The following is a 23613-nucleotide window of genomic DNA, read 5'->3' on the forward strand; positions in this document are numbered from 1 at the left end:
TTTTGATTTTTAAGACTATTTGATTTTTTTTCTGGCCTTTTGAATTGCTCGAATTTGAGCAACTGCTCTAGCTAGCTCTGCCGCAGCAACAGAATAGTCGATATCACCACCTTTACTAGCTATTGCAGCCTCAGCTTTTGCTTTTGCTGCCAAAGCAGCAGCTTCATCTAAATGATCAGCTCGTTCTACCACATCCGCAAGAACTGTGACACAATGAGGCTGTACCTCAAGCATTCCACCTTGCACATAATAGATTTCATGAGCACCACCTGGTAAAGTGAGACGAATTTCACCTGGTTTTAGCACAGTTAGTAATGGAGCATGTCCTGGGGTAATACCAATTTCACCTAACTCTCCAGTTGCCACTACCATCTCAACCAAACCAGAGAATATTTCATGCTCAGCACTAACAATATCTAAGTGCGTTGTAATAGTCATATTATCTTGCCTCATAAGGTTTTAGCTTTTGCAACAGCTTCCTCTATGCTTCCAACCATATAAAATGCTTGCTCAGGCAAGTCATCATATTCTCCAGCAAGAATACCTTGGAAACCTTTAATAGTATCTTTTAGTGATACGTACTTTCCAGGTGATCCAGTAAATACTTCGGCAACAAAGAATGGTTGAGATAAAAACCTTTGAATTTTACGAGCGCGCGTTACAACTCGTTTATCTTCTTCAGATAGCTCATCCATACCAAGAATTGCAATAATATCTTTTAGCTCTTTATATCGTTGCAACGTTTGTTGTACACGACGTGCTGTATCATAGTGTTCTTGTCCTACTACTAGCGGATCAAGTTGACGTGAAGTAGAATCTAGCGGATCAACTGCAGGATAAATACCCAGCTCTGCAATCTGGCGAGACAATACAACGGTTGCGTCTAAGTGTGCAAAAGTTGTAGCTGGTGATGGGTCAGTCAAGTCATCAGCAGGTACATACACTGCTTGAATGGAAGTAATAGAGCCTGTTTTGGTTGAAGTAATACGTTCTTGCAGCATACCCATTTCTTCAGCCAAAGTTGGTTGATATCCTACAGCAGAGGGCATACGACCTAACAGTGCAGATACCTCAACTCCTGCCAAAGTGTAACGATAAATGTTATCAATAAATAAAAGAACGTCGCGGCCTTCATCCCGGAATTTCTCTGCCATAGTAAGACCAGTTAATGCTACTCGCAAACGGTTTCCTGGAGGCTCATTCATTTGGCCATAAACAAGCGATACTTTATCCAAGACATTGGAATCTTTCATTTCATGATAAAAGTCATTTCCTTCACGAGTACGTTCACCAACACCTGCAAATACTGAATATCCACTGTGCTCAATCGCAATATTACGGATTAACTCCATCATGTTAACGGTTTTACCTACCCCGGCACCACCAAATAAACCTACTTTACCCCCTTTAGCAAAAGGACATAATAAGTCAATCACTTTAATACCAGTTTCCAATAACTCCTGGCTTCCTGCTTGCTCTTCGTAACTTGGAGCTTTGCGATGAATTGCCCAGCATTCTTCAGCATCGATCGGCCCAGCACCATCTACAGGACGACCAAGAACATCCATAATACGACCTAATGTCTTCTTACCTACTGGCACTTGAATAGGATAGCCTGTGTTTTCAGCTTTTAATCCTCGTTTTAAACCATCAGTTGTTCCCATAGCAATAGTACGAACAACGCCGTCTCCAAGCTGTTGTTGTACTTCAAAAACCAAATCACTATCAACAAGCTTCAACGCATCATTGACTTTAGGCACGCTATCACGAGGAAATTCTACGTCAACCACCGCACCAATTATTTCTACCACAGTTCCTAAGCTCATTATATACCCTCTTTATAAAGCGGCTGCGCCACCGACAATTTCTGCCAACTCTTGAGTAATAGCTGCTTGTCGGGCTTTGTTATAAGCCAATTGAAATTCTTTAATTAATTCACCAGCATTATCCGTTGCGCTTTTCATTGCAATCATTTTTGCAGCTTGTTCGCAAGCTATATTTTCTACTACGGCTTGGTATACTTGTAATTCAATATATCGCTCCAAGATTTCATCCAATAAATCTTTTGCTTCGGGCTCATAAATATAATCCCAATGATGTCCCATTGTTTTTTTGTCTTCTTCTGATTTTGGTAGCGGCAATAATTGTTTTACAAGAGGTTTTTGCGCCATTGTGTTAATGAACTCATTGTACACAATATGCAAAGAGTCAATAACGCCATTATAATAGGCGTCGAGCATTATCTTAACAACACCGATGAGATCATTAACGCTAGGTGTATCGCCAAGATGATCTATAGAAGCTAATACATTTCCTCCTACTCTCCTAAAGAAAGCCTGACCTTTTCTTCCAATGACAGCGATATCAACTTCTTTACCTTGCTCCTGCCAATTACGAATAGTGCGGATAGTTTCACGAAATAAATTCGAGTTTAAACCACCACAAAGACCTCTATCAGTAGTTACTATAATAATACCCTTGCGCTTAATTTCTCGTTCGCTCATGAATGGATGTCTATATTCAGAATTCGCCCGAGCAATATGCTTTATAACTTCATATATTTTATTTGCATAGGGTTTAGAAGCCCGCATTCTTTCTTGCGTTTTGCGCATTTTGCTTGCAGCTACCATTTCCATAGCCCGAGTTATTTTTCGAGTTTTATTAATGCTCGAAATTTTCGAACGGATTTCTTTTGCTCCAGCCATATTTCACTTCGCCTTTATCTGATATTTTATAGACCATTACTCGTATAGTAATGGCCTTTTATATCTTAAGAAATTAATCTTTTAAGATAGTATCTTACCAACTACCCGTACTCTTAAACTCTTCTACTGCCTTTTTCAGTTTTGCTTCAATTTCGTTATCGTAACCACCTGTCTCATTAATGGCGTGCAATAGAGCAGCATGTGAGCTACGCATATAATCGTGTAGTGATGCTTCAAACGAACTAACTTCATTCACTGGAACATCATCCAAATACCCTTTTTCGACTACAAATAAACTAACGCTCATTTCAGCTACAGTAAGAGGTGAATATTGCTTTTGCTTCATTAATTCAGTGATGCGTTGACCACGCTCTAATTGCTTACGAGTAGCATCATCAAGATCAGACGCAAATTGAGAGAATGCTTCCAGCTCGCGGAATTGTGCAAGAGCAAGGCGAGTACCTCCACCTAATTTTTTCATAATTTTAGTTTGTGCAGCACCACCAACCCGTGAAACAGATAAACCAGAGTTGATTGCTGGTCTAACCCCTGAGTTAAATAAATCGACGTCAAGGAAAATCTGGCCATCAGTAATAGAAATTACGTTTGTTGGGACGAATGCTGATACGTCACCTGCTTGGGTTTCAATAATCGGCAATGCGGTTAATGATCCTGTTTGACCCTTCACTTCTCCATTGGTTAATTTTTCCACTTCTTCTGCATTAATTCTTGCTGCTCGCTCCAATAAGCGTGAATGTAAGTAGAAAATATCTCCAGGATATGCTTCACGCCCTGGTGGACGACGCAGCAATAAAGAAATTTGTCTATAAGCCCAGGCTTGTTTTGTTAAATCATCATAAACAATCAGAGCGTCTTCACCTCGCTCCATAAAATATTCCCCCATAGTGCAACCTGCATAAGGGGCTATATACTGCAATGCAGCTGAATCAGAAGCACCTGCCACTACAACGATTGTGTGCTCTAAAGCACCATGCTCCTCTAATTTTCTAACAATTGAAGCAACTGAAGATGCCTTCTGGCCAATAGCCACGTATACGCACTTAACTCCAGTGCCTTTTTGATTAATAATGGCGTCTATTGCAATTGCTGTTTTACCTGTTTGACGGTCACCAATGATAAGCTCACGTTGGCCTCTTCCAACTGGAATCATAGCATCAATAGCTTTTAGTCCCGTTTGCACTGGTTGATCAACTGATTTACGGCTAATTACCCCAGGTGCCACTTTTTCTATTGGTGACATTTTTGAGAACTCAATTGGTCCTTTTCCATCTATAGGATTACCTAAAGCATCAACAACTCGTCCTAAAAGGCCTTTTCCAACAGGAACCTCAAGAATACGTCCTGTACATTTTCCTTTTTGGCCTTCTGCTAAAGAAGATGCGTCACCTAAAATTACTGCACCAACAGAATCTCTCTCCAAGTTAAGAGCGAGACCATATACACCACCAGGAAACTCAATCATTTCACCTGCCATCACATCGGCAAGTCCATGCAGGCGTACAATACCGTCTTTTAAACTGACGATAGTACCTTCATTTCGTGCTTCGGAAACCACACGAAATTGATCTATTTTCTTCCTGATTAATTCACTGATTTCAGAAGGATTTAACGCTACTTGTTCTGACATGGAAACTATCCTCTAAATTAAGCGGCCAAGTTGCTAGCAAGCATATTAAGCTTACCTCGAACTGAGCCATCAATAACTAAATCGCCTGCTCGAATTAGCGCTCCGCCAAGCAAGGAGGGATCAATGCTTATTTTTAATGAAACCTTGCGTGATAATTTTTTACTTAAGGATTCACTCAATCGTTGCTGCTGTGTTGAGGTCAATTCGGAATAACTGACTACATCAACTTCCAGTATTTTTTCTTGCTCTGCTTTATGCACTTCATAAAGAGCCTTAATTTCAGGTAACAACATTAATCTCTTATTAATTGTCAATAATTTGATTAAGTTATTCAATGCCTCATTATTCTGAAATTTTGAATTACATATCGTTGTTAAGAGCTCAATTTGCTGTTCGGCCGTTGATGCAGGATTTGCAATAAACTGACTGGCTTGGGGTGCTAACACTGCTTCAGCCAGAATTGTAAGATAATTAGACCATTCTTTCAGTTTATTTTCTGCTAAAGCATATTCAAAAATTGCTTTAGCATAAGGTCTGGCTATAGTGGTACTATCAGACATTTTAAATCTCTTCTATTAAGTTATCTAACAGCTCGCTATTTGCTTTTGCATCCACTTCACGCATTAAAATTTTCTCGGCGCCAACAATAGCCAGTTTTGCAACTTGTTTTCGCAGCTCTTCTTTGGCATGGTTTACTTGTTGGGCAATTTGTTCTTGCGCAAGCTTCGCTTGAATTTCAGCTTCACGTTTTGCGGTTGCTTTTGCTGCTTCTATAATTTCTGAAGCTCGCTTATTTGCTTTATCAATAATATCAGCAGATTGAGCCTTGGCTTGCTTTAGTTCATCTTTTACACGATGTTGAGCCAATTCTAATTCTTTACGACCTCTTTCAGCAGCAGCTAGTCCATCCGCAATTTTGTCTTGCCTTTCTTCCAATGCTTTAGCTAATGGCGGCCAAACTAATTTCATAGTAAACAGCACAAATGCGGCAAAAACCACCATTTGAACTACTAATGTTAAATTAATATCCAACGTATATTCTCCTGTAACAATGAGGGCGCAAGGCGCCCCATTTATGTGTTATCAAGAACCTAAGCTGCTTAAGAAAGGATTAGCAAAGGTAAAGAATAATGCGATACCTACACCAATCATGGTTACCGCATCCAATAGACCTGCTACGATAAACATTTTAACTTGTAACATAGGTACCATTTCTGGCTGACGAGCTGACCCCTCAAGAAATTTGCCACCTAGCAAACCAAATCCTATTGCAGTGCCTAAAGCACCCAAACCAATTAATAACGCAACCGCAATAACGGTCATACTTTGAACTTGTGCTATTAACTCAGCAGCTTGCATATTTATCCCCTTTACAATGGATGATGATAATTAAATCGATTAATGATCTTCATGTGCCAAGCTTAGATAAACTATAGTCAGCACCATGAAAATAAATGCTTGTAAGGTTATCACTAAAATATGAAAAATGGACCAGGCCAGCGCCAAAATGAATTGGGCCACTCCTAATGTCATCGTACTAATTAGTGAAGACGTTGTAGCATTTAAGGTTAATAAGCTATCAAAATAAATATTAATTCGCCAGCATATAAATTACCGAAAAGACGTAGTGCTAATGAAATTGGTTTAGCTATCAAACCAACCAATTCCAATAATAGGTTAAACGGAATGAAGAGCGGATGATTAAATGGTTGTAATGTAAGTTCTTTAACAAAGCCCTTAATTCCTTTTATTTTTAAGCTATAGAAAATAATTAGAAGGAATACTGAAATCGATAATGCGAAAGTTAAATTCAAATCGTTAGTGGGTACTACTTTCAAATAATGTACCCCCATTAGTTGAGCCAATAATGGAAGAATATCTACCGGCAAAATATCCATAAAGTTCATTAGGAATACCCATAGGAATATGGTTAATGCCAAAGGCCCTATTAAATTATTTTTTCCGTGAAAACAGTCCTTAACCTGATTATCAGCGAACTCAAGCATAAGTTCGGCAAAATTTTGTAACTTTCCAGGAACGCCAGTCGTTACCTTTCTTGCTCCAAAATACATCATGATTAGAGCAATCAATCCTACGCCTATGGAAAAAAATATTGTATCTAGGTTCAAAGTCCAAAAACCGCCATCTGAACCAAGTTTCATACCATTTACGTCAAAATTAAGATACGTTAAATGATGTTTGATATAGTTTGTGCTAGATACCATTTCAGTCACTTTTTGGCCTATTCTGTTTATTGACAAGAATCCATGGGGCAAACCAATGCGTCATAAGAACTAAAATATATGATGCAAAAAAAGCTGCCGGTGTGATTCTAAATAATACAAATACTAATGTAAACAAAAACATGGACAATATTATTTTCAGTGCCTCACCCTTGTAAAAGCTATTAACTATTTGCTTTGCAGCTCTTGCACCCTGGTGCTTAAAAAGTTTAATAGCAAAATAAACATTTGGTATAATACACACTAATCCACCAAGTAATGCAGAACTTGCTGCATTGCTACTAAATAGTATTGCGCAGAGAGCTGCTAGGAATAAAGTAACCCCTAGCTGCACCAGCCACAACCGCATAATCCCGCGCTTATTTAGCTGTTTGTTCACATATTCACCTACTTTCACGGCGCGAATTATAAATTAAACAATTATAATAATCAACGCCCATACATAAATTACGAGCTATAATAGTAATGTAGGGTTTAGCATCATTAGAATGCTAAGTAGTCTTCTATAAACCTCGCCTAAGGATTAAAAATGTCAGAGAAAAAGCAACACACCGCAGCCAGGCTGCAAGAAAAAATGAATAATCGCTATAGCGACGGATTGTACCACAAACATAACAAAAACCACCTATCATATCGACAACATTATAGATCCCATCCATGTACTCCCAATAACGGTAGTCAAAATGAAGAACATGTTGTCAATGGCTCTACGGGGTTAATACGTGAACTTAATTTAAAAAGAACAAGAAAACGACTGGATAGAGGACATATTCACTGATACAGTATATTTATCCTCTCAGGTTAACCACTTCCTGAAATGGATTAGCGGCTATTGGCCTGATAGTGATCAGGCCATATTAGAATGGAGTTGATAAGTATAATATTTCATTAGCTTTTCTACTCGTCGCACCCCACTGGTGAACCGTGCTATTTTAATGACTTTATCAGCTTGTTCTGGCTTGACATCTCCCATTAAATAAACAACGTGATCAGATGTAACCACTTTAAATGCGTTAGGATCAATGGACGCATCTGCAAAAATCTGACTACGGATTTTCATTGTGATCCAGCTATCCTGGATTGAACTCGAAGGAATTTGAGTAATAGTTACTTTATTAAATAACCGTCTGTAGCCTTTGACTCTGCTTAAACGTAGCTGCAATTCATCATATAATTCCTGGGAGGGAACATGGCCCGCTACTAAAATATCCTTATTAAATACTGCGATATCTAGTATGGTTTCTGAGTTCTTAAAAGTTCCATTGACAGCTAGTGCATCATTTAAGGCAATGATTAAATTATAGTCATCTAATTTTTTATAAACATTGTGTCTATCGTAAGCTAAAGTAGCACCTGACCATAATGCACCAAGACAGCCTGATAAGCAGCTTATCAAAAAAAAGAGTATCAGTATGAAACATCCCTGTTTAAACATGTTAACGAATATATTGGAATATTTTTACAACTTTCCTTACACCACTAACTCGTCTTGCAACATCGACAGCCAATGATGCTTGCTCATCAGAAACGATACCCATTAAATAAACTATTCCATTTTCAGTCACTATTCTTATTGAACCTGACTCAAGACCTTTCTTAGTCAACATATTACTTCTAACCTGACTAGTAATCCAACTGTCTTTTGTACGTTGAGTCAATGGAATAGGATAACCAACCGTCACTTCGTCGTAAACCCTTTTTATACCAGGAGCATTTTGAGCAATGCGTTCAGCCAGTACACGTAAGGAAGCAGTAGGAGTCTGTCCAACTAGTAATACTACGCGATTAAAACTGGTGATAAGAATTCTGGAATTTCTGAATTGCGAGTTTTTAACTATTTCCTTATGAATAACATGAAATAATCGAGCGTCTGCCTCCATAGTGGAAACGCTTCTTCTATCGTAAACCATTCCGGCGGCTGCTCCAGCAACTACTACGGCAACACAGCCTGTCAGTAGGGCCCCAATCAATATTACTACAATAGATTTACATTTTAGATATGTTCTCATTTTTTATCCTAAAACTTGACCAAACAAAGATTGATCAATTAAATCACAAAAACAATTCAATATGAACAAGTGCAACTCCCTAATTTGGGCAGCACTATCTGATGCTGCTCTAATCTCTATGTCCTCAGGCCCCAAGTGATTTGCAAGTACACCTCCATCTCTACCACTTAATGCAACAGTATCCATGCCGCGCTCATGGGCAGCATGAAGGGCGTGTAGCATGCTGTCTGAATTACCTGAAGTGGTTAACAAAAGCAGTACATCTTGCTCTTGTCCTAGAGCTTGAATTTGACGAGCAAATACTTGAGCAAAATGATGTTCATTTGCAAATGAACCCAAGCAAGAAGCATCAGCACTTAAATTAATAACAGGCAAAGACGGTCTTTCAACTTCAAAATGGTTCAACATAGAACTGGCAAAATGCATACAATTCGCACCAGATCCTCCACTGCCACAAATAAATATTTTCCTATCGTTTAGTAAGCAGTTAACCAATAATTGGCCCGCTTTTGCTATTGTATCGGACAACATATCAGCCGCAGCTATCTTAGCCTCTATACTGAGACCAAATAGATGCCTTACTCTTTCTTCTAATTGCATCATATTGAAACCTTTTACCTATCTAATACAGTTCTTACCTACTCGGCAAAGTATTGGAATTAATATTCCGCATCAAATGCATTTTTTAACCAAGTAATCTTATGAGATTTTCCATCAATACTAACTACATCAAAACGTATTGGAAACTTATTTTCTATTCGATACTTAATCATATAATGAGAGGTTGCTTTTATTATTTTTTTTCTTTTCTCATAGGTAATGCTGGCAATTCCTCCACCAAAACTTATATTTGAGCGTGAGCGAACCTCAATAAAAACCAGAAAAGATCCTTCACGCATAATTAAATCTATTTCTCCCAAACGACAACGATAATTCTGCATTACTAATTGAAGACCATTCTTCTTTAAGTAGTTCAATGCCAGTTGTTCTGCGATCTTTCCTGTTTCTTGGGTCATCTTCCTTGAACTCGCTCTGATTAAACAGTATCCCCTAAAGAGTGTACAAGACCTTGCTTAAATTGCCCCCACTCAAGCACTCTTGCAACTTGCTTAGTAGGTTTTAAATACAAAATACCAGTTGAATCATTAGAACCATCTGCTGGAAATAATATCAGTTGATTCAATTGAGTTGCCAAAGCATAGCTGTCCATGCCCAGCGCATAAAGTCTGTTATAACTATTGAATTGTTCAGGCCAACTTCTGGTACCCATTTGATGAGAAAAAACCCAAGGCATATCACAGAAGATAACACCATCCAAATCTTTATCTTTCAAAGCATTAGCACTACCACCATAAACGCTTGATGTAGCAAATACTGGCACATCACCCGCATAATAATATTTTAATAAAGGCATAATTTGCCTGGCTTTGGAAGGAAAAGCCAATAAAAATATCATATCAAAATCTTGTCGTCTGCTAGTGGTCGATTGAAGGTCGTATCCTAATACTTGTTTTAATTTTTTCTCCCGTTCCTGGCTATCAGTGATTTGTAAAAAACTCCTAATACTTTTATTTAAATCGTCCTTGGCTGAATAGCGAAGAGAATCAATAACAAGACCACCGCCTTCTGTCCACTGATGAGTAAAGGCTTTTGTTATTTCATCTCCCCAATCATTACTGGGAGCAATAATCAGAGCTTTTCTGTACCCTTTACTTTGAGCTTTTGTTGCAACTTGAATGGCTTCATTAACTGGAGACAAACCCATGGAATAAGAATTGTCCTGAGTCATTGTATCTGTATCATTTAACAATAAAGTAGGAACTGGGTGATCCATGGCCGCTATGATAGCGACATGGGCTTTTGTTAAAGGACCAATAACATAGTCTGCCCCTTCTGAAATGGCTTTTTGATAAGTATTTGTTATATCGCCTTTGTTTGTATCATATATTTTAATTTTTGTGACTTCTTCTCCGTCATTTGTCTTATAAGCCGCCATAAAACCTTCCCGTATAGCATTACCCGGGCCAGACAATGAACCGCTCAGTGGTAATAGTAAAGCGACTTGTTTAGGTGGACTTAATAATTTATCACTTATGCTGTCTAGTGGATTGGGCAAAATATAATTCGCCGGATGATCATTAAAGCGTGTCTGCCATTGATCTAAAGAAGCCAGTAACGATTTAGAATTATTTCTATATTTGCGTGAAATAACAGCCAACTGTAACCAACCTTGTATTTCTGACTTATCCGAAGCCTCTAGAGACATTGTGTTTAACTCAGCTTGAGGCAAGCTAGTCAGTGTTAACCAGAGTGTTCTTCGATTACTTATCCGACTTTCTTCGTTGGGTAATAACGATTCTAATTTGATTCGCTCAGCAACAGATTCAGAATAATTTCCAACTGCCCGGTACGATTTGGCTAGTTGCTCGTGAAATTGAACTTGATTATATAGGGAAAGTTTCTCTGGTTCTTTAATTCTGGCCAGTTTGGCTATAGCTTCCTTTGGTTTATCCCGCATAAAGTCAATTTTTGCCAATAAAAGATTTTTTTCGTTAGTCTGTTCAACAGTTAATTCTCCAGTCTGTGCTAAAATAGCGGAGCCTTGTTTCCATTGTCCTTCGGTAATCAATCGGCCGGCAGCTGAAATTAATGAATTTTGTTTTTCGAAACCTTCTTGACTTCCTGCCAGAGACAAATAAGTTGCAGTAGGCAAAGAATAGGGATTTTTTAATTCCTTATTATTTTTGTTAACTATAAGAATAGGCTCAGTTGAGTTTACCGCTTTTGTGCATTGGCAAAGCAATAAAATAGATAACAATAATAAAGGCACACGAAATTCGAATAATTTTATTAACATGTTAATTCGCCAAATACGCAGTTTTGCAAGAGGATAAACCATGAGAAACACTCTAGCAACAGGTTTAGGAAGCCTCTATATAGTGGCTACCCCAATAGGAAATCGTGAGGACATTTCTCTGAGAGCTTTAAATGTTTTGAAGAATGTCGATATAATAATGGCTGAAGATACTCGCCATTCCATGCAATTACTAACTGCTTTAGGGATAAATAAAACCTTAAGTTCTTTCCATGCTCATAATGAAAGCAGTAAAAGCAAGGAGATAATTGAGCAATTGCTCAATGGGAAATCCATCGCATTAATTAGTGATGCTGGCACCCCTTTGATTAGCGATCCCGGTTTTCCACTAGTAAAGCAAGCTCGCCAGCATCAAATACCTGTTATTCCCATTCCTGGTGCCTGCGCTTTAATTGCTGCTTTAAGTGCTGCAGGCGTACCTTGTGATTCATTCACCTTTGCGGGTTTTCTCCTCCAAGAAAAGTGCCAGAAAACAGAAACTAGAATCACTACGCTCCATGCCTCATACGTTAGTATTTTATGAGTCAACACATAGAATCATTGACAGCCTTGATGACATTGCCGATGTCTACGGCCAAGATTGTGATCTTGTTTTAGTAAAAGAGCTCACGAAAACTTTCGAACGATTTATATCTGGAAAAATAAATGAAGTGAAAGAGTGGCTATTAATGGATCCTGATCACAAAAAAGGGGAATTCGTTTTGATTTTGCCGCCTCGTCCTATGGAAGAAAAAAATCAAGCCAATGATGATTTAATTAAGATATTATTACAAGAACTCCCCTTAAAACAAGCCGTATCTATTGCTTGCAAGTTAACCGGGATTAAGAAAAATGAATTATATGAGATCGCATTAAAATTAAAGAGAACTTAGAAATTACAAAGAAATATGTTTTCTAATTTACCTGATTAGTTTTTCCCTGAGCAAAGAGTTTTTATTTTATTTTCCAATATGGCAATTTGAGCTTGAAAACGTTGTGAAATAATTTGGATGATATTATGTAAGATTTGTGGAAATTCATTGGTGATGGTAAAAAAATGCTCTTTATCTAGAACAAGCAACAAAGCACGATCTTTTGCTATTGCTGTAGAGGTGCGCCTATTTGCTCCAAAGAAAGCCATCTCCCCAAAGCATTTAAACGGTTCAAGAGTAGCAAGTAATTCATTATTTTTATAAATCAAAATTTCGCCTTGAACCAGCACATACATACGGTCTCCCTCATCCCCTTCTGTAATGATAATTTCTTCAGGAGCGCAGTCTAAAAGCTCACAAGATTGGCCCAACTCGAATAACACTTCATCAGGTAAAGATTCAAAAAAGTCAGTTTGTTGAAGTGCAATAGCACGTTGTAAAGGATTCATTTCTGATATTACTCCAATAGAATACTGTGATAGGCAATTTATAAGCCAGGGATCATCACTTAATATAGTTTGCCAATCTTGCTTTCCCGTCTCTGTCTTTAGGCTCTTGTGTTATCAAATGCTGTTTCTATAAGTTTACGTATAACTAATTTATTTTCATGGGTAATGAGGAATTCTATTGCTTTATCCTGAATATTTTTGTTATCACGAGTTACATAATAAGGATTTATTTTAGCAATACTTGCGGAAATGTTGATTGTGTTTGTATGGTAGGATGCATACCAATATAAAAAACGTTGTTTAGCATAGTAAATTCGATTATGTAACAATGGTTTTATTGGCCATAAACTCTCTAAAGTTGACAACATGTAATATTGCTGAATTAGATTAACCTCAAAATGCAATGCGTCCAATAAGGATTCACATAATTTTTTAGTAAACGTTACTTTTAATTTTCGTTCTAATAATTGTGTAGCCATCAGTGTTCTTAAATAAGTATGCTTTTCATTTAAGAATTCAATAATAAAAGGTTCGACGCTTTGATCAGGTAAGGGAACGATGAAAGCCTGTGCAGAGTCACGGTATTCATCTGGAGTTTTACGATAAAGCTTCATTAATTCATGGGCTAAAGAAAGCAGCTTTTTTAGCTCAAAGCGTTGATGCAATATATTGATGGTATTACGATTAAGAAATTTACCCAAGGTCGGTAACATATCTAACACATCTTGTGCCGGTAAGTGATGGAATGCAGTAATTCGTACCAGGGGGTCTTTATCGGTTAATAAATTCCCTTTTAAGTCATAAAAACGTCCCGATCCTAAGGCATGTAGAACTTTTGCAGCAATTACTCGATGTTTTGCATTGTTTGAGTGAGCCAGGTTTACGGTTAAATTCAAGGCAACAATATAGTCAGGAACAGCACCGTTGTTCAATAAAATTAATAATGCATTTTTTGTAGTGGGATTTTCTTTTAGTCTCGCTTTGGCATCTTCAATAAGAACCTCAGAGTGAACATTACTTAAAAGCTTATACAATAATTCTCGTGCACCTGGGTGTAACTCAGCATTTTGATACAATGCAATTAGCTTATCAGAATCTAAAATATTAGAGGGATATTGATCCAAAACCTTAATCACAACATTTTGAATCTCTCTTTTTGTGTTATCGGTTAATATTTGATACAGCAAAGAAGGAGGTGTCTTAAATAACTTAGGAGTGATTAGAGCTATTTCTAAAGGGCCTACGGTTGGTTTGTTTAATGTCGTTAAAACTAAATTTTGCATGTATTCTTGTTCTTTTTCTTCTCGCAAGCCAAAAGAACAACCACTCGTTATAATTTCTTTTAATGTGTTCGAATAACGTTTAAATAGTTTTACCGAGAGAAAGATTCCAAAGATAGAAAGCACAATAAAGATTATTGGAAAATAAGTTATAGTAGCTGCTGAGTAGGCTGAGAGTATTGCAAACAATGCGGAAATGGAAATAGAAATTGGACCGCAATAAGATTTAAGAAAGATTTCGCTTTTTATGATAATAGTGGGCGGAAAGACATTCACTATGCTTTTAAAAATCATAGTAAGCCAACCATAGGGAAAAATGACACCTAAACTGCACAAGATTACAGCTGGCCAAAGCGTAGGGGTTATCCAATAAATTGTTCCAAGTATTAAAACCAATAGAAAAACAAACTGTAAAATAAAGTGGAATTTAATTCTTGAAAATATCACAGCACCAATGGCTTGTGTCCCAAGTAAAATTGCATTACCTGTTAATAAAAAGAAAGAGACAAACGTGCCAATTTGTTCTTTATCAAAATTTATCTCTAATTGTTTTCTAAATAAAAACTCGGCTAATTGAAAAATAATGTTAAAAAGTATAGTGACGATAATTAAAGTTCTGAATAGCGGATAGCGGATAGGCGAGCTGGAGATAACTTTCTTTTTACCTTGTTCTTCTGTTTCTGGTGAAATGACACGCACTGTAAAGCTGGTAAGAAGAAAACCGATGGCTAAAAAAATCAAAAACAAAAGCGGTAGTAAAGATACTTGCATAAATGAGGTTAGAGTTGCGTATAAAAGTGGTGCGCCTATTGAAGCCAGAGTTGCGGCTACAGTGAAACGATTAAAAATAGCTTTAAATTGACGGTAGTAAAATAAAGTCGAAATAAAACTCCAAACAATGGCACCCAGAATACTTGAACAGGCTCTTAAAATTAAGATACTTACAAATGGACCCCAATACCAATTTGTTCTAATTAAGAGCAATATAAACATTAGAATAATTCCAATTATAAAAAAATTGGTTTGTATGTATTTTTTAAAATTTTTTGGGGTGAATAACGAAAATACATTTCCCAGTAAGAAAAGGGTAACCCCATCTCCAAACATCCAGTAAGGAATCCATGCAGAAGGATAAGTAGATAGGAAAATTGAATAATTAAATACAGTGGTTCCAATGGAAAAAGCCGCGGGCATGGCGCTTAATAGAAGGGCTAAGAAAAAATTTCTCTGTAATTCCTTATCTCCTAAAAGAGTAGAGGGAATTAATTTGCGAAACCAAACTTCCATATTCTAGTCCTATAACATCCTGCTTGTGGTGCAAAGAGCGCGAATAATGATAAAGTTTTCTTTTGAATCCATATCATCACATATGTACAATACCATCGGTTACGGCAAAAGGTGGCACAAGTTTTCATAATACCTTTTACCTCTCGTCAAAATAGCTGCCATCAGGGCTGAGTGGAAACTCAATCACATCGCTCCTTATTTCATCTTGGTTTACTTCTAAAAATTTTGCAAGGCAATACAAAACTATACAACATTCCCAAAACAGCTCGCGTTTTAACAAATCAATAGATTTTGCAGTAGAATAATGAAAAGAACGAATAATTGTCCGTAAATGACCTTTCTTTGTCCTTATAAGCCAAGCAATGATCTCTAATTTTAAACTATATTGTTCATAGGATAAGCATCAGGAATAGGAATATGAGCATATTTAAAAAATATAGTTTTTTATTAGTTTATTTTCTAATCCCATTACCATTTCTCGCTTTGCACTTAGGTGGTTGGTTTAGTTTTTTACCCTTTTTGATTCTTTTCGCCTTTATTCCATTAATAGACGCATTTATTCAAGACACAGATAATCCAACTAATGAACAGGAAAAAATTCTCATAGAAGATAGCTTTTTTAAATACGTTACTTTTGCTTATGTGCCTCTACAAATAGTTATGCTTGCCTATGGTGCCTATCTTGTTAGTACACAATCTTTGACATGGATAGAGCGGTTAGGTTTTGCTACCTCTCTTGGATTAATTTCTGGTGGAGTAGGAATAAATTTTGCCCATGAAATGATGCATAAAAACAGCCAACTTCAACAGCATATGAGCAAAATTTTATTAGTCACTGTTTGCTATGGTCACTTCTTTATTGAGCACGTAAAAGGACATCATGTTAAAGTGGCAACGCCTGAGGATCCAGCTACTGCACAACTAGGTGAAAGTTTATATCAATACCTGCCAAAAACACTAATAGGTTCTTTTAAGTCGGCCTTTCGCCTGGAAAGAAAGCGTTTGGTGAGTAAAGGATATTCTTTGTGGAGTTTTCATAATCATTTTTGGTGGATAATTAGCTTTCCTTTAATCATTTGCATCTTTTGCTTAAGCTTTGGGGGATTAAACGCTTTAGCATTTTTCTTACTGCAATCATTTATTGCCATTTTAGTCCTGGAAATTGTTAACTATATTGAACATTACGGATTAGAACGGGCCATACTGAGTAATGGCCAATATGAAAAAGTAAGTCCCAAACATTCCTGGAATGCTAATCATTGGTTAAGTAATTTGCTATTAATCCATTTACAAAGGCACTCTGATCATCATGCTCATGGCGCACGCCCCTACCAAATTTTGCGGCATATGGAGCAAAGTCCACAACTTCCATCTGGTTATCTTGGGATGATCATTATTGCTTTAATTCCACCCCTCTGGCATTACGTTATGGATAGAAGAGTCATTGCTTATAAGTCTATCCTTAAACAAATAGAACCATCGCCAACTTAAGAATGATTGCATTGCTGATGTGCACGATGCTTTTATCCACCATGATCCTTTTTAAATTGATATAGTGCCATATAGCGGCTCTCGCCGCTGTTATGCTTCATTAATCCCTTACTATCTATCCAATTGAAGTGGGGGCAAGATGATCATCGTACTCTAAATAAGCTTCAGCTTGCGATTTAAATTGAGAAAATTCGTTTATTCTTATCGCATACAAAGTCTTCATAGCATCTAGTTCAGTATGGCCACCAACTGCAGCAAAGGTTGCTATTGCGCCATAATGGTTCTCGCCTCTATGTGCAGTAAAATCAACACCTAGTTTGGAGTCCATAGTAAACCAATCCTCTTTTCTACGCGTTTTCTGATTATAAAATTGCATATTTGGCAGAGGCCTGGAAATGAATTTGGGCGTAGGATTAAAAGAGAACTCATGGGAGCAATATTCATAGACAACATGCATAGGAAGCTTTCTTTGAGCTCCACCAACACCCTTTATCCATTGCTTATTAATAGCATCCCAATCTAGCTCTGGTGCATGTAAAGAATCATATTGAATTTGTAGCTCTTTTATGATAGTTCCCTGAAAATCAAAATGATTCTCTGTAATTGTTTTCCCATCAAGACAATAAGTTACACCTTCTGTGCAGACTTTATCATATTGGGAAAATAATTCTGCTAGTACTTTTTTTCCTTCTTCGTCTTTAGATATGCTTTCAAGCATGATGGTCCACATATGTTTATCCAAAGCCCAAAGAGCATATTCGAAGCCACTTATAGACCGAAATTCTCGACCGGAGAAATCGACTACTCTTTCTCTTTTGATCATTAAATTTATATCATTTTCTAATAGCTTTTTAACCTCATCACATTGGCCACTTACCGTATAGTGCAACAGTTTATAAACATCAACCAGAGGCTGAAATAAAGTCCGGTGCCTGTTTGAAATCATAGACAGATTTACCCAATCAGAGATTGAAAAGCTTTGTAATGGGTTAAGATGAAACTGCACAAGATTTAATGAATTAGGAGTTAATAGATCGTGTACTGATTCATTTTGGATCTCTTGTGGAGATTCATCAAAAGATCTAATTTTATTTTCCATATTGTTCTCGTTGTTTGATGCTAAAATAGTGTTTAGCCAATATTCGAAACCAGAATTCGGCGATATAAAAGCTATATAAATATTAAATAATGAGGTTTTTTACTGCAAAACAGAAATAGAATCAAATACTTTTATCCTTTTATTAAGAACTGTAAGCCGATTAGCCAAAATTCTAGCCATAGCCATATGGAATTGAATTAACAGTGATTGTTTATTTTCAGAAAGTTCCTGAATTGATTTCAAAGAAACCTCATAAACAATCGTTTTTTCGTTAGTTTTTAATGTGGCGGTACGAATCTTATGAGTATACATTGCAATTTCGCCTAACACATTTCCTGAGCCCACAATGAGCACACGTTTGCCACCAACGAATGCGGAAACCTTACCCCGATGAATAAAATAAACACTGGTTGATTCGTCTCCTTCATGGCAAATCTCATCATCCGAGTTATAAAATTTTATACAAGCTTTTTCATTGATCCACTCCACCAATTCTGGTGAAAAACCCAAATAATGCAGTTGTTGTTCTAATGTCGCTTCTTCAAGATTCATATCCCGAGTATATTTTTCCAAAAGCTGACCTTCACACCACTCCAAAGCTGATTCTTGATCGGAAAATAGTTTTATCCAATTAGCTTCAGGGTGTAATAAATTAGTTTTGACTAACTCATGATAGACAACAGGTTTTAATGAGCAAATAACAAACAAAAGATTATTTTTTTCCGCGTGTATTTTCAAATTTTTCATTAAAGTAATACGAGAAGAATCAATATTATATACAAGCTCAAAATCTAGAATAATATATTGAGCCTGTGGGATACTCTTTATGAGCTGAAATAATTTATAGATGGAACCGAAAAAGAGAAATCCCTGTAATTTCAAAAATCGAATTTTATCACCTTGCTCCGATAAAATTGATTTGGATATAGGGCTTCTTTCAAAAGAAGAATTATATTCAGCCCCTGAAAATAAATATTTAACTGGATTCACCTTACTGTAGCGAAAAGCAAAAATAAAAATTGAAATGACCGTACCAATAGCTACTGCAGAAATCATATTAAATAGAACAGCAATAACCAGGATCAGGAGAACAATTAGGTATTCTATCAAATTTAATAAACGCCAAGTATCAATCAGCCACTCTGACAGAAAACTAATAGCAATATAAAACAGGTAAGCTCCAATCGCAGCCTTAGGAAAAAATTCAATTACTTTTGTCCCAAACAACAAAATTAACAACATAGGTATAAGAGCCATTATTCCAGTTGCGCGAGTATCAGCATGGTCTTTTGCAAGAGAAGAAGCAGACAAGGACAAATATCCCACAGTACCACCAATGAGCCCACTCAATACATTACCAAATCCGGCTAAACGTAACTCTTTATTTAAATCTACTGACTTATTAACAAGTAATTCATAACTACTAGCATTTAACAATAAAGCAATAAAACTCACCAATAGAACCAATCCCATATAATTCAACACGGTGATTGAAAAAGGAAAATGAATCATTTTGAATAATTCAGTTTTTAGCATTAAATCAATGTGGCCCTTACTAAAAGGACCTAATAAATACCCCTCTTTTAGAACTGTTAAGTGGTCTACATCAAATAGGTAAATAAATCCATAAAACAAAATAATTAGAGAAATAAATATCGTATGGAGAGAATACTGATATCCTAATTTTTCTTTTAAAAGATAAATCAGAAACCCAGCAATAAACCCCGGCATCCAAAGCATCAACTCCTTTGTTTGGAGAACATTAAACCAATTTTCTTGCAATGTTTTTCCTGTTAATAAAGCAAACGTTCCTGATAAAATCAGCCATCCAGTAGCTGCTAAAAATCCACAAATAACAGGATATGGCAAATAACGAATAATATTCCCAAACCTAAATTTTCCAACCAGATAAAATGACAGCCCAGTTATAAAGGTCGTTAAACCAAGAAAAAAAAGAACTGTTATAAATATTTCTTGAGTTGTAGAATCTGGTGGCATTGATTTAATTACAACTAAAGCCATAGAGGAATACAAAATTGCCGCTTCATCTTGTAATTGGGCAATAGCGTAAGGAGGGGAAGACATAAATAAATAGGTAATACCTATTACCACTACAGCAATCGCTAATAAATTAATAACAAAAGGGATATAATTGGCGAGCATTCCTTGATAAATAATCGAAGAAAAGGCTACCACTATAATGATGTTATCAATACCTATGACTAATCCAGTCAAAATAGCCCATATCGATTGACTTCGAGTCATCCTGCTCCCACTTATAAATTTCAAGATAAAAATATTATTTATTCACTATGCCAATAAGAGCAGTTTTTCATATTTCCAATCTAATTAAAATAGCTCTTCCATTGCTCATGGTCTGATATTTTTTACTCAGTAGTATAGCCCTACCTCGCTATTACAAATCTCTTCTAAAAGTAGAAAAACTACTGGAAATATACTACCTCTTTCCCTAAACTGTCTCGTGTTTTTTTAGAAATAAGGATTATTATGAAAGCTAAATTATGGACTGCCAGTCTGTTTTATTCTACTTTACTCCTATCCCCCCCCTCTTATGCCCTTAAGTTAAATCAAACCACTATAGCTGATCCATTAATGGGTAGCCGTACTGTCACTTATGAAGAAGTTGGTCAGTTTGGTGTTATTGAAGGGGATATTTTAATTGGTAAAATAGGTAACCTTAAAAATCAAGGCGCTGTGATCACACCAAAAATTGGCGGTACTCGTTGGCAAAATGGTGTTATCCCTTATGAAATTGCTGAAGATTTACCTTTTATAAATAAATTAGCCATCCTGCAAGCCATAGATCATTGGCAAAAAAATACTAATATTGAATTTATCGAATTAACCTCTAAAAATCGTTACAACTATCGCGATTATATTTCCTTTATTCCAGCAGAAGGTACAACCTGCTCTTCCTATGTTGGACGCCAAGGAGGAAAACAAGAAATAAATTTAGCTCCACGGTGCACTACTATGAATACAGTGCATGAAATTGGACATGCATTAGGACTATGGCATGAGCAATCAAGAGCGGATAGAAACCAATACATTCGCATTGTTTGGGAAAATATCGATGAAGATCATAAATTTAACTTTGACCAACATTTAACCGATGGAAAGGATTTTGGTGAATATGATTATGGTTCTATTATGCACTATGGTCGATATGCGTTTTCTAAAAATGGTCAACCAACCATTATACCCTTAATGGATAACGTTGAAATCGGGCAGAGAGCTCATTTAAGTGCAAAAGACATCGCTGCCATTAATGCAATGTATCCAGAAGCTTAAAAAATTGCTATCAATTTGCTTTTAAAGAAAGCGAATGTAGGTTGGATTATATGGCTATCTAGTGCGTTGAACCGTCTTTTTTCATATATAATCCAATCTACAGTGCCTATTGAACTCTAACAAGAAGAGGCAAGTAGATGATACCCTTCTTCATTTTCTTCAGCAGGAGGAGCAGCTAATGCCAATTGTTTAGTCGCTTTAGCATCCGAATGTTGATTATAGGCATGGAAAATTTCATAACCAATATACATAGCGGTTAAAACAACAGCTGCAGGCCAGCAAATTGCAAAGGTAGTAATTAATACCATTGGGACAACAGTATTTTTTACCATAGTAAAAATAAAATCATTTCGAGCAGCTTCATACTCTTTAAGAGCAACGGGAAGATTTTTTCCCGTCAATTGAGCTTCCTCTAAATACAAACTCTTCTCTTTATATTTAGAATAAGCTCCAGTAGACAGGTACATTGCTACAGCAAGAGTACACACAAAAAAACAACCTGCAACCATTGCAGGTGGACTTACTAATATAGAGGCAGTAAATCCCATCATCAATAATGCGGCTGCAGCTGCAACAAAATAGAAAGTTGCTTCCTGAGTTTTATAATTTATTTCAAGTTCCCTTAACTGTTTATTTAGCATATCGACGTGTAATAATCTTTGTTCAGCTGTAAGCTTTTTAAATTTTTCAGGATTGTTATAGTCTTCTATTTCCTGCAGGTATTGAGATTTTTTCTTTAAATAATCTTGTTTGGCTAAATGGCATTTGTATAAAGTCATGCATACATCAAATCCCAGAAAAACAGAAGTAATTGCTCCAGCAACCGGCCCAGGAATATGAAACAGATAATTAAAATTGGTAAGTAAATTAATCGTTGCCCAAACAAAATCATTAGCGAAATTGCAGTGTCTCTTGTAGAGCTCATATTTAAATCTATCCCAAGTCGAGGTAGTTTCAGGAACATGTCCTGTTTGTTTGGTTATAATTTTTTCTAGTTCACTTGCAGATAAACGAATGGATGTTTCCTTATCCATTTTTTTCAATAAAGCATCCCTTAATTTTTTATTTTCCTTAATAGTTAATTTTTCAGCTTTTCCACTTTTTGGAATGTAATATAATGCTACTTCTTCCGCATCATCTTCCAGAATAAAAATATAACTGTTTCTATAGGCTTCGAGAGTTGCAGGTCCAGGCAAATAATCCATACGATTGACTTCACAACCTTTTACTGCCCCTTTCTCTAGTTCAGTGGAAAAAAAGTGTGTTTTAGTAACATCCCACCGTCTATCATCAAGCGGATTACAAAGAAACCAACGCTAAAATAGTTAATAATCCCTGAAGGCGCTTGAAAAACCGAAATAATTTTATCTACATCAGTATGAGTTCCTAATATAGCATCCAACTTTTCAATTAACTTAAGATCTCTCGCTGCACTTAAACCATTGGTTAAAGTCAAACGACAAAATGCCCAGTAGATACGGGACAAATTAGAATAAGCTACGTAGTCTCTGATTTTAGAGATATGGAATGGAGCACTAATCAAGTTACGAAATCCATTCAGGAAGGAATCATACAATGATTGAATAAAACTAGAATCTTCCGCTTCTTTTACTTTTACTTTATTTAAACGATCCTTAATTTTTTGCTTAATTTTAGTGTATTCATCTGCTTTGCTGGCTTGTGAATAGGCTTTATAGAATGCCTCTAGCAATGAGGCACAATAGTAACAATATAACCAAAAAATTTCCCTATTTTTATCATCTTGTTTCTTTAATACCTCAAACATTTGCGTGAATTCTGTTTCTAAATCTTGTTTGTGGCGTAACAAGAAAGAGTAATCGATAGTATCTACTCGAGCATCAACAGCTGAAAAACTATAATCCAATTTCCCTTGCATTGGAATTTGAGAAAAAAATTGTTGTTTATCCCTACGAAAAGCAGCATTTTGACTCGAATAAACCATAATCTAAACTCACAAAAATTATACAAGAAGTTTTATTTATCATACGTTACCATCTGAAATGTATTTTGACAAGCTCTTTTGTATCATTATTTTACATATTGTTTTTTGTGACTCATATAGGGATATGAATTTTATAACGGTATAAAGCTTCTTATTTCAAATTCAGGTTGATATTAGAGCTCTTGCATAACCTGTAAACTTTGAATTAGTGCAAAGTACCAACGTTTTGAGGGGCGGAGTTTACATGAAGTAAATGAGCACCGGAAAAATGTTTGCGACGAAGCAATAATACAAAAGATGCAGGTTATGCAAGAGTTCTATTGAGTAAAGTGAAGCTTAAC

The 23613-nt window shown here is 36.3% G+C and carries 20 protein-coding genes and 3 pseudogenes; 4 read left to right on the forward strand and 19 right to left on the reverse strand.

The annotated features are described in order from the left end of the window. Nucleotides 1-15 precede the first annotated feature (15 nt). The 9 genes and pseudogenes from OK13_RS04025 to OK13_RS04065 form a co-directional block, all read right to left on the reverse strand. Nucleotides 16-438 carry a F0F1 ATP synthase subunit epsilon gene (locus tag OK13_RS04025; RefSeq protein WP_035888006.1) on the reverse strand — a complete coding sequence of 141 codons (423 nt, stop codon included), beginning with the start codon at nt 436-438 and terminating at the stop codon, nt 16-18. An 11-nt stretch (nt 439-449) separates the two neighbouring features. Then, nucleotides 450-1826 carry a F0F1 ATP synthase subunit beta gene (gene atpD / locus OK13_RS04030; RefSeq protein WP_035887930.1) on the reverse strand — a complete coding sequence of 459 codons (1377 nt, stop codon included), beginning with the start codon at nt 1824-1826 and terminating at the stop codon, nt 450-452. 12 nt (nt 1827-1838) lie between these two features. Continuing rightward, entirely contained in the window at nt 1839-2705 is an 867-nt protein-coding gene (atpG, locus tag OK13_RS04035) for a F0F1 ATP synthase subunit gamma (protein ID WP_035887933.1), read from the reverse strand. 94 nt (nt 2706-2799) lie between these two features. Then, complete coding sequence (gene atpA / locus OK13_RS04040; RefSeq protein WP_035887935.1) at nt 2800-4353, reverse strand: F0F1 ATP synthase subunit alpha; 1554 nt, start codon at nt 4351-4353, stop codon at nt 2800-2802. Between the two features lie 17 nt (nt 4354-4370). Continuing rightward, entirely contained in the window at nt 4371-4913 is a 543-nt protein-coding gene (locus OK13_RS04045) for a F0F1 ATP synthase subunit delta (RefSeq protein WP_035887937.1), read from the reverse strand. A 1-nt stretch (nt 4914) separates the two neighbouring features. Beyond that, nucleotides 4915-5385 carry a F0F1 ATP synthase subunit B gene (locus OK13_RS04050; protein ID WP_035887939.1) on the reverse strand — a complete coding sequence of 157 codons (471 nt, stop codon included), beginning with the start codon at nt 5383-5385 and terminating at the stop codon, nt 4915-4917. A gap of 51 nt (nt 5386-5436) precedes the next feature. Beyond that, a complete protein-coding gene (gene atpE / locus OK13_RS04055) occupies nt 5437-5712 on the reverse strand; it encodes a F0F1 ATP synthase subunit C (protein WP_010948671.1) in 276 nt (91 codons plus the stop codon). A 39-nt stretch (nt 5713-5751) separates the two neighbouring features. Continuing rightward, nucleotides 5752-6578: pseudogene (gene atpB, locus OK13_RS04060) on the reverse strand (F0F1 ATP synthase subunit A). 1 nt (nt 6579) lies between these two features. Beyond that, nucleotides 6580-6975 (reverse strand): F0F1 ATP synthase subunit I, encoded by a 396-nt coding sequence (locus tag OK13_RS04065; RefSeq protein WP_035887944.1) that lies wholly within the window; start codon nt 6973-6975, stop codon nt 6580-6582. A 150-nt stretch (nt 6976-7125) separates the two neighbouring features. Between OK13_RS04065 and OK13_RS04070 the strand changes: the two genes are divergently transcribed. After that, nucleotides 7126-7374: a hypothetical protein gene (locus OK13_RS04070; RefSeq protein ID WP_035887946.1), complete on the forward strand. Its 249-nt coding sequence runs from the start codon at nt 7126-7128 to the stop codon at nt 7372-7374. Between the two features lie 69 nt (nt 7375-7443). Here the strand turns inward: OK13_RS04070 and OK13_RS04075 are convergent, their stop codons facing one another. Genes OK13_RS04075 through OK13_RS04095 form a run of 5 tightly spaced genes read right to left on the reverse strand, consistent with a single transcriptional unit; the run spans nt 7444 to nt 11462 of the window. Continuing rightward, nucleotides 7444-8031, reverse strand: coding sequence for a BON domain-containing protein (locus OK13_RS04075; protein WP_035887948.1), 588 nt, complete (start codon nt 8029-8031; stop codon nt 7444-7446). 1 nt (nt 8032) lies between these two features. Then, nucleotides 8033-8605 (reverse strand): BON domain-containing protein, encoded by a 573-nt coding sequence (locus OK13_RS04080; RefSeq protein WP_035887949.1) that lies wholly within the window; start codon nt 8603-8605, stop codon nt 8033-8035. A 3-nt stretch (nt 8606-8608) separates the two neighbouring features. After that, the gene (locus OK13_RS04085; RefSeq protein ID WP_035887950.1) at nt 8609-9208 is read right to left on the reverse strand and encodes a D-sedoheptulose-7-phosphate isomerase; all 600 of its coding nucleotides are present in this window, start codon (nt 9206-9208) and stop codon (nt 8609-8611) included. Nucleotides 9209-9264: 56 nt separating this feature from the next. Beyond that, nucleotides 9265-9621, reverse strand: coding sequence for a YraN family protein (locus OK13_RS04090; RefSeq protein ID WP_035887952.1), 357 nt, complete (start codon nt 9619-9621; stop codon nt 9265-9267). A gap of 20 nt (nt 9622-9641) precedes the next feature. Further along, nucleotides 9642-11462, reverse strand: a complete 1821-nt coding sequence (locus OK13_RS04095) for a penicillin-binding protein activator (protein WP_035888008.1) — start codon at nt 11460-11462, stop codon at nt 9642-9644. 40 nt (nt 11463-11502) lie between these two features. Here OK13_RS04095 and rsmI point away from each other — a divergent pair. Beyond that, nucleotides 11503-12352, forward strand: a pseudogene (gene rsmI / locus OK13_RS04100) (16S rRNA (cytidine(1402)-2'-O)-methyltransferase). Nucleotides 12353-12387: 35 nt separating this feature from the next. Here rsmI and OK13_RS04105 read toward each other — a convergent pair. Together OK13_RS04105 and OK13_RS04110 are read right to left on the reverse strand one after the other, a co-directional pair. Continuing rightward, nucleotides 12388-12840 carry a cyclic nucleotide-binding domain-containing protein gene (locus OK13_RS04105; protein ID WP_035887954.1) on the reverse strand — a complete coding sequence of 151 codons (453 nt, stop codon included), beginning with the start codon at nt 12838-12840 and terminating at the stop codon, nt 12388-12390. Nucleotides 12841-12938: 98 nt separating this feature from the next. Beyond that, entirely contained in the window at nt 12939-15407 is a 2469-nt protein-coding gene (locus OK13_RS04110) for a hypothetical protein (RefSeq protein WP_035887957.1), read from the reverse strand. A 417-nt stretch (nt 15408-15824) separates the two neighbouring features. Here OK13_RS04110 and OK13_RS04115 point away from each other — a divergent pair, with 417 nt between their 5' ends. Then, nucleotides 15825-16898: an alkane 1-monooxygenase gene (locus OK13_RS04115; protein ID WP_035887961.1), complete on the forward strand. Its 1074-nt coding sequence runs from the start codon at nt 15825-15827 to the stop codon at nt 16896-16898. 115 nt (nt 16899-17013) lie between these two features. On the opposite strand, the gene OK13_RS04120 is transcribed toward OK13_RS04115, so the two are convergent. Beyond that, nucleotides 17014-17997, reverse strand: coding sequence for a hypothetical protein (locus tag OK13_RS04120; RefSeq protein WP_035887964.1), 984 nt, complete (start codon nt 17995-17997; stop codon nt 17014-17016). Between the two features lie 99 nt (nt 17998-18096). Beyond that, nucleotides 18097-20262, reverse strand: a complete 2166-nt coding sequence (locus OK13_RS04125; RefSeq protein WP_035887966.1) for a SulP family inorganic anion transporter — start codon at nt 20260-20262, stop codon at nt 18097-18099. A 243-nt stretch (nt 20263-20505) separates the two neighbouring features. On the opposite strand from OK13_RS04125, the gene legP reads away from it, so the two are divergent. Beyond that, nucleotides 20506-21309: a Dot/Icm T4SS effector Zinc-dependent metalloprotease LegP gene (legP, locus tag OK13_RS04130; protein WP_035887969.1), complete on the forward strand. Its 804-nt coding sequence runs from the start codon at nt 20506-20508 to the stop codon at nt 21307-21309. 116 nt (nt 21310-21425) lie between these two features. Here the strand turns inward: legP and OK13_RS13870 are convergent. Further along, a pseudogene (locus OK13_RS13870) lies at nt 21426-23272 on the reverse strand (hypothetical protein). Nucleotides 23273-23613: the final 341 nt, after the last annotated feature.

The organism is Legionella norrlandica (genome assembly GCF_000770585.1).
GTDB classification, from domain to species: domain Bacteria; phylum Pseudomonadota; class Gammaproteobacteria; order Legionellales; family Legionellaceae; genus Legionella; species Legionella norrlandica.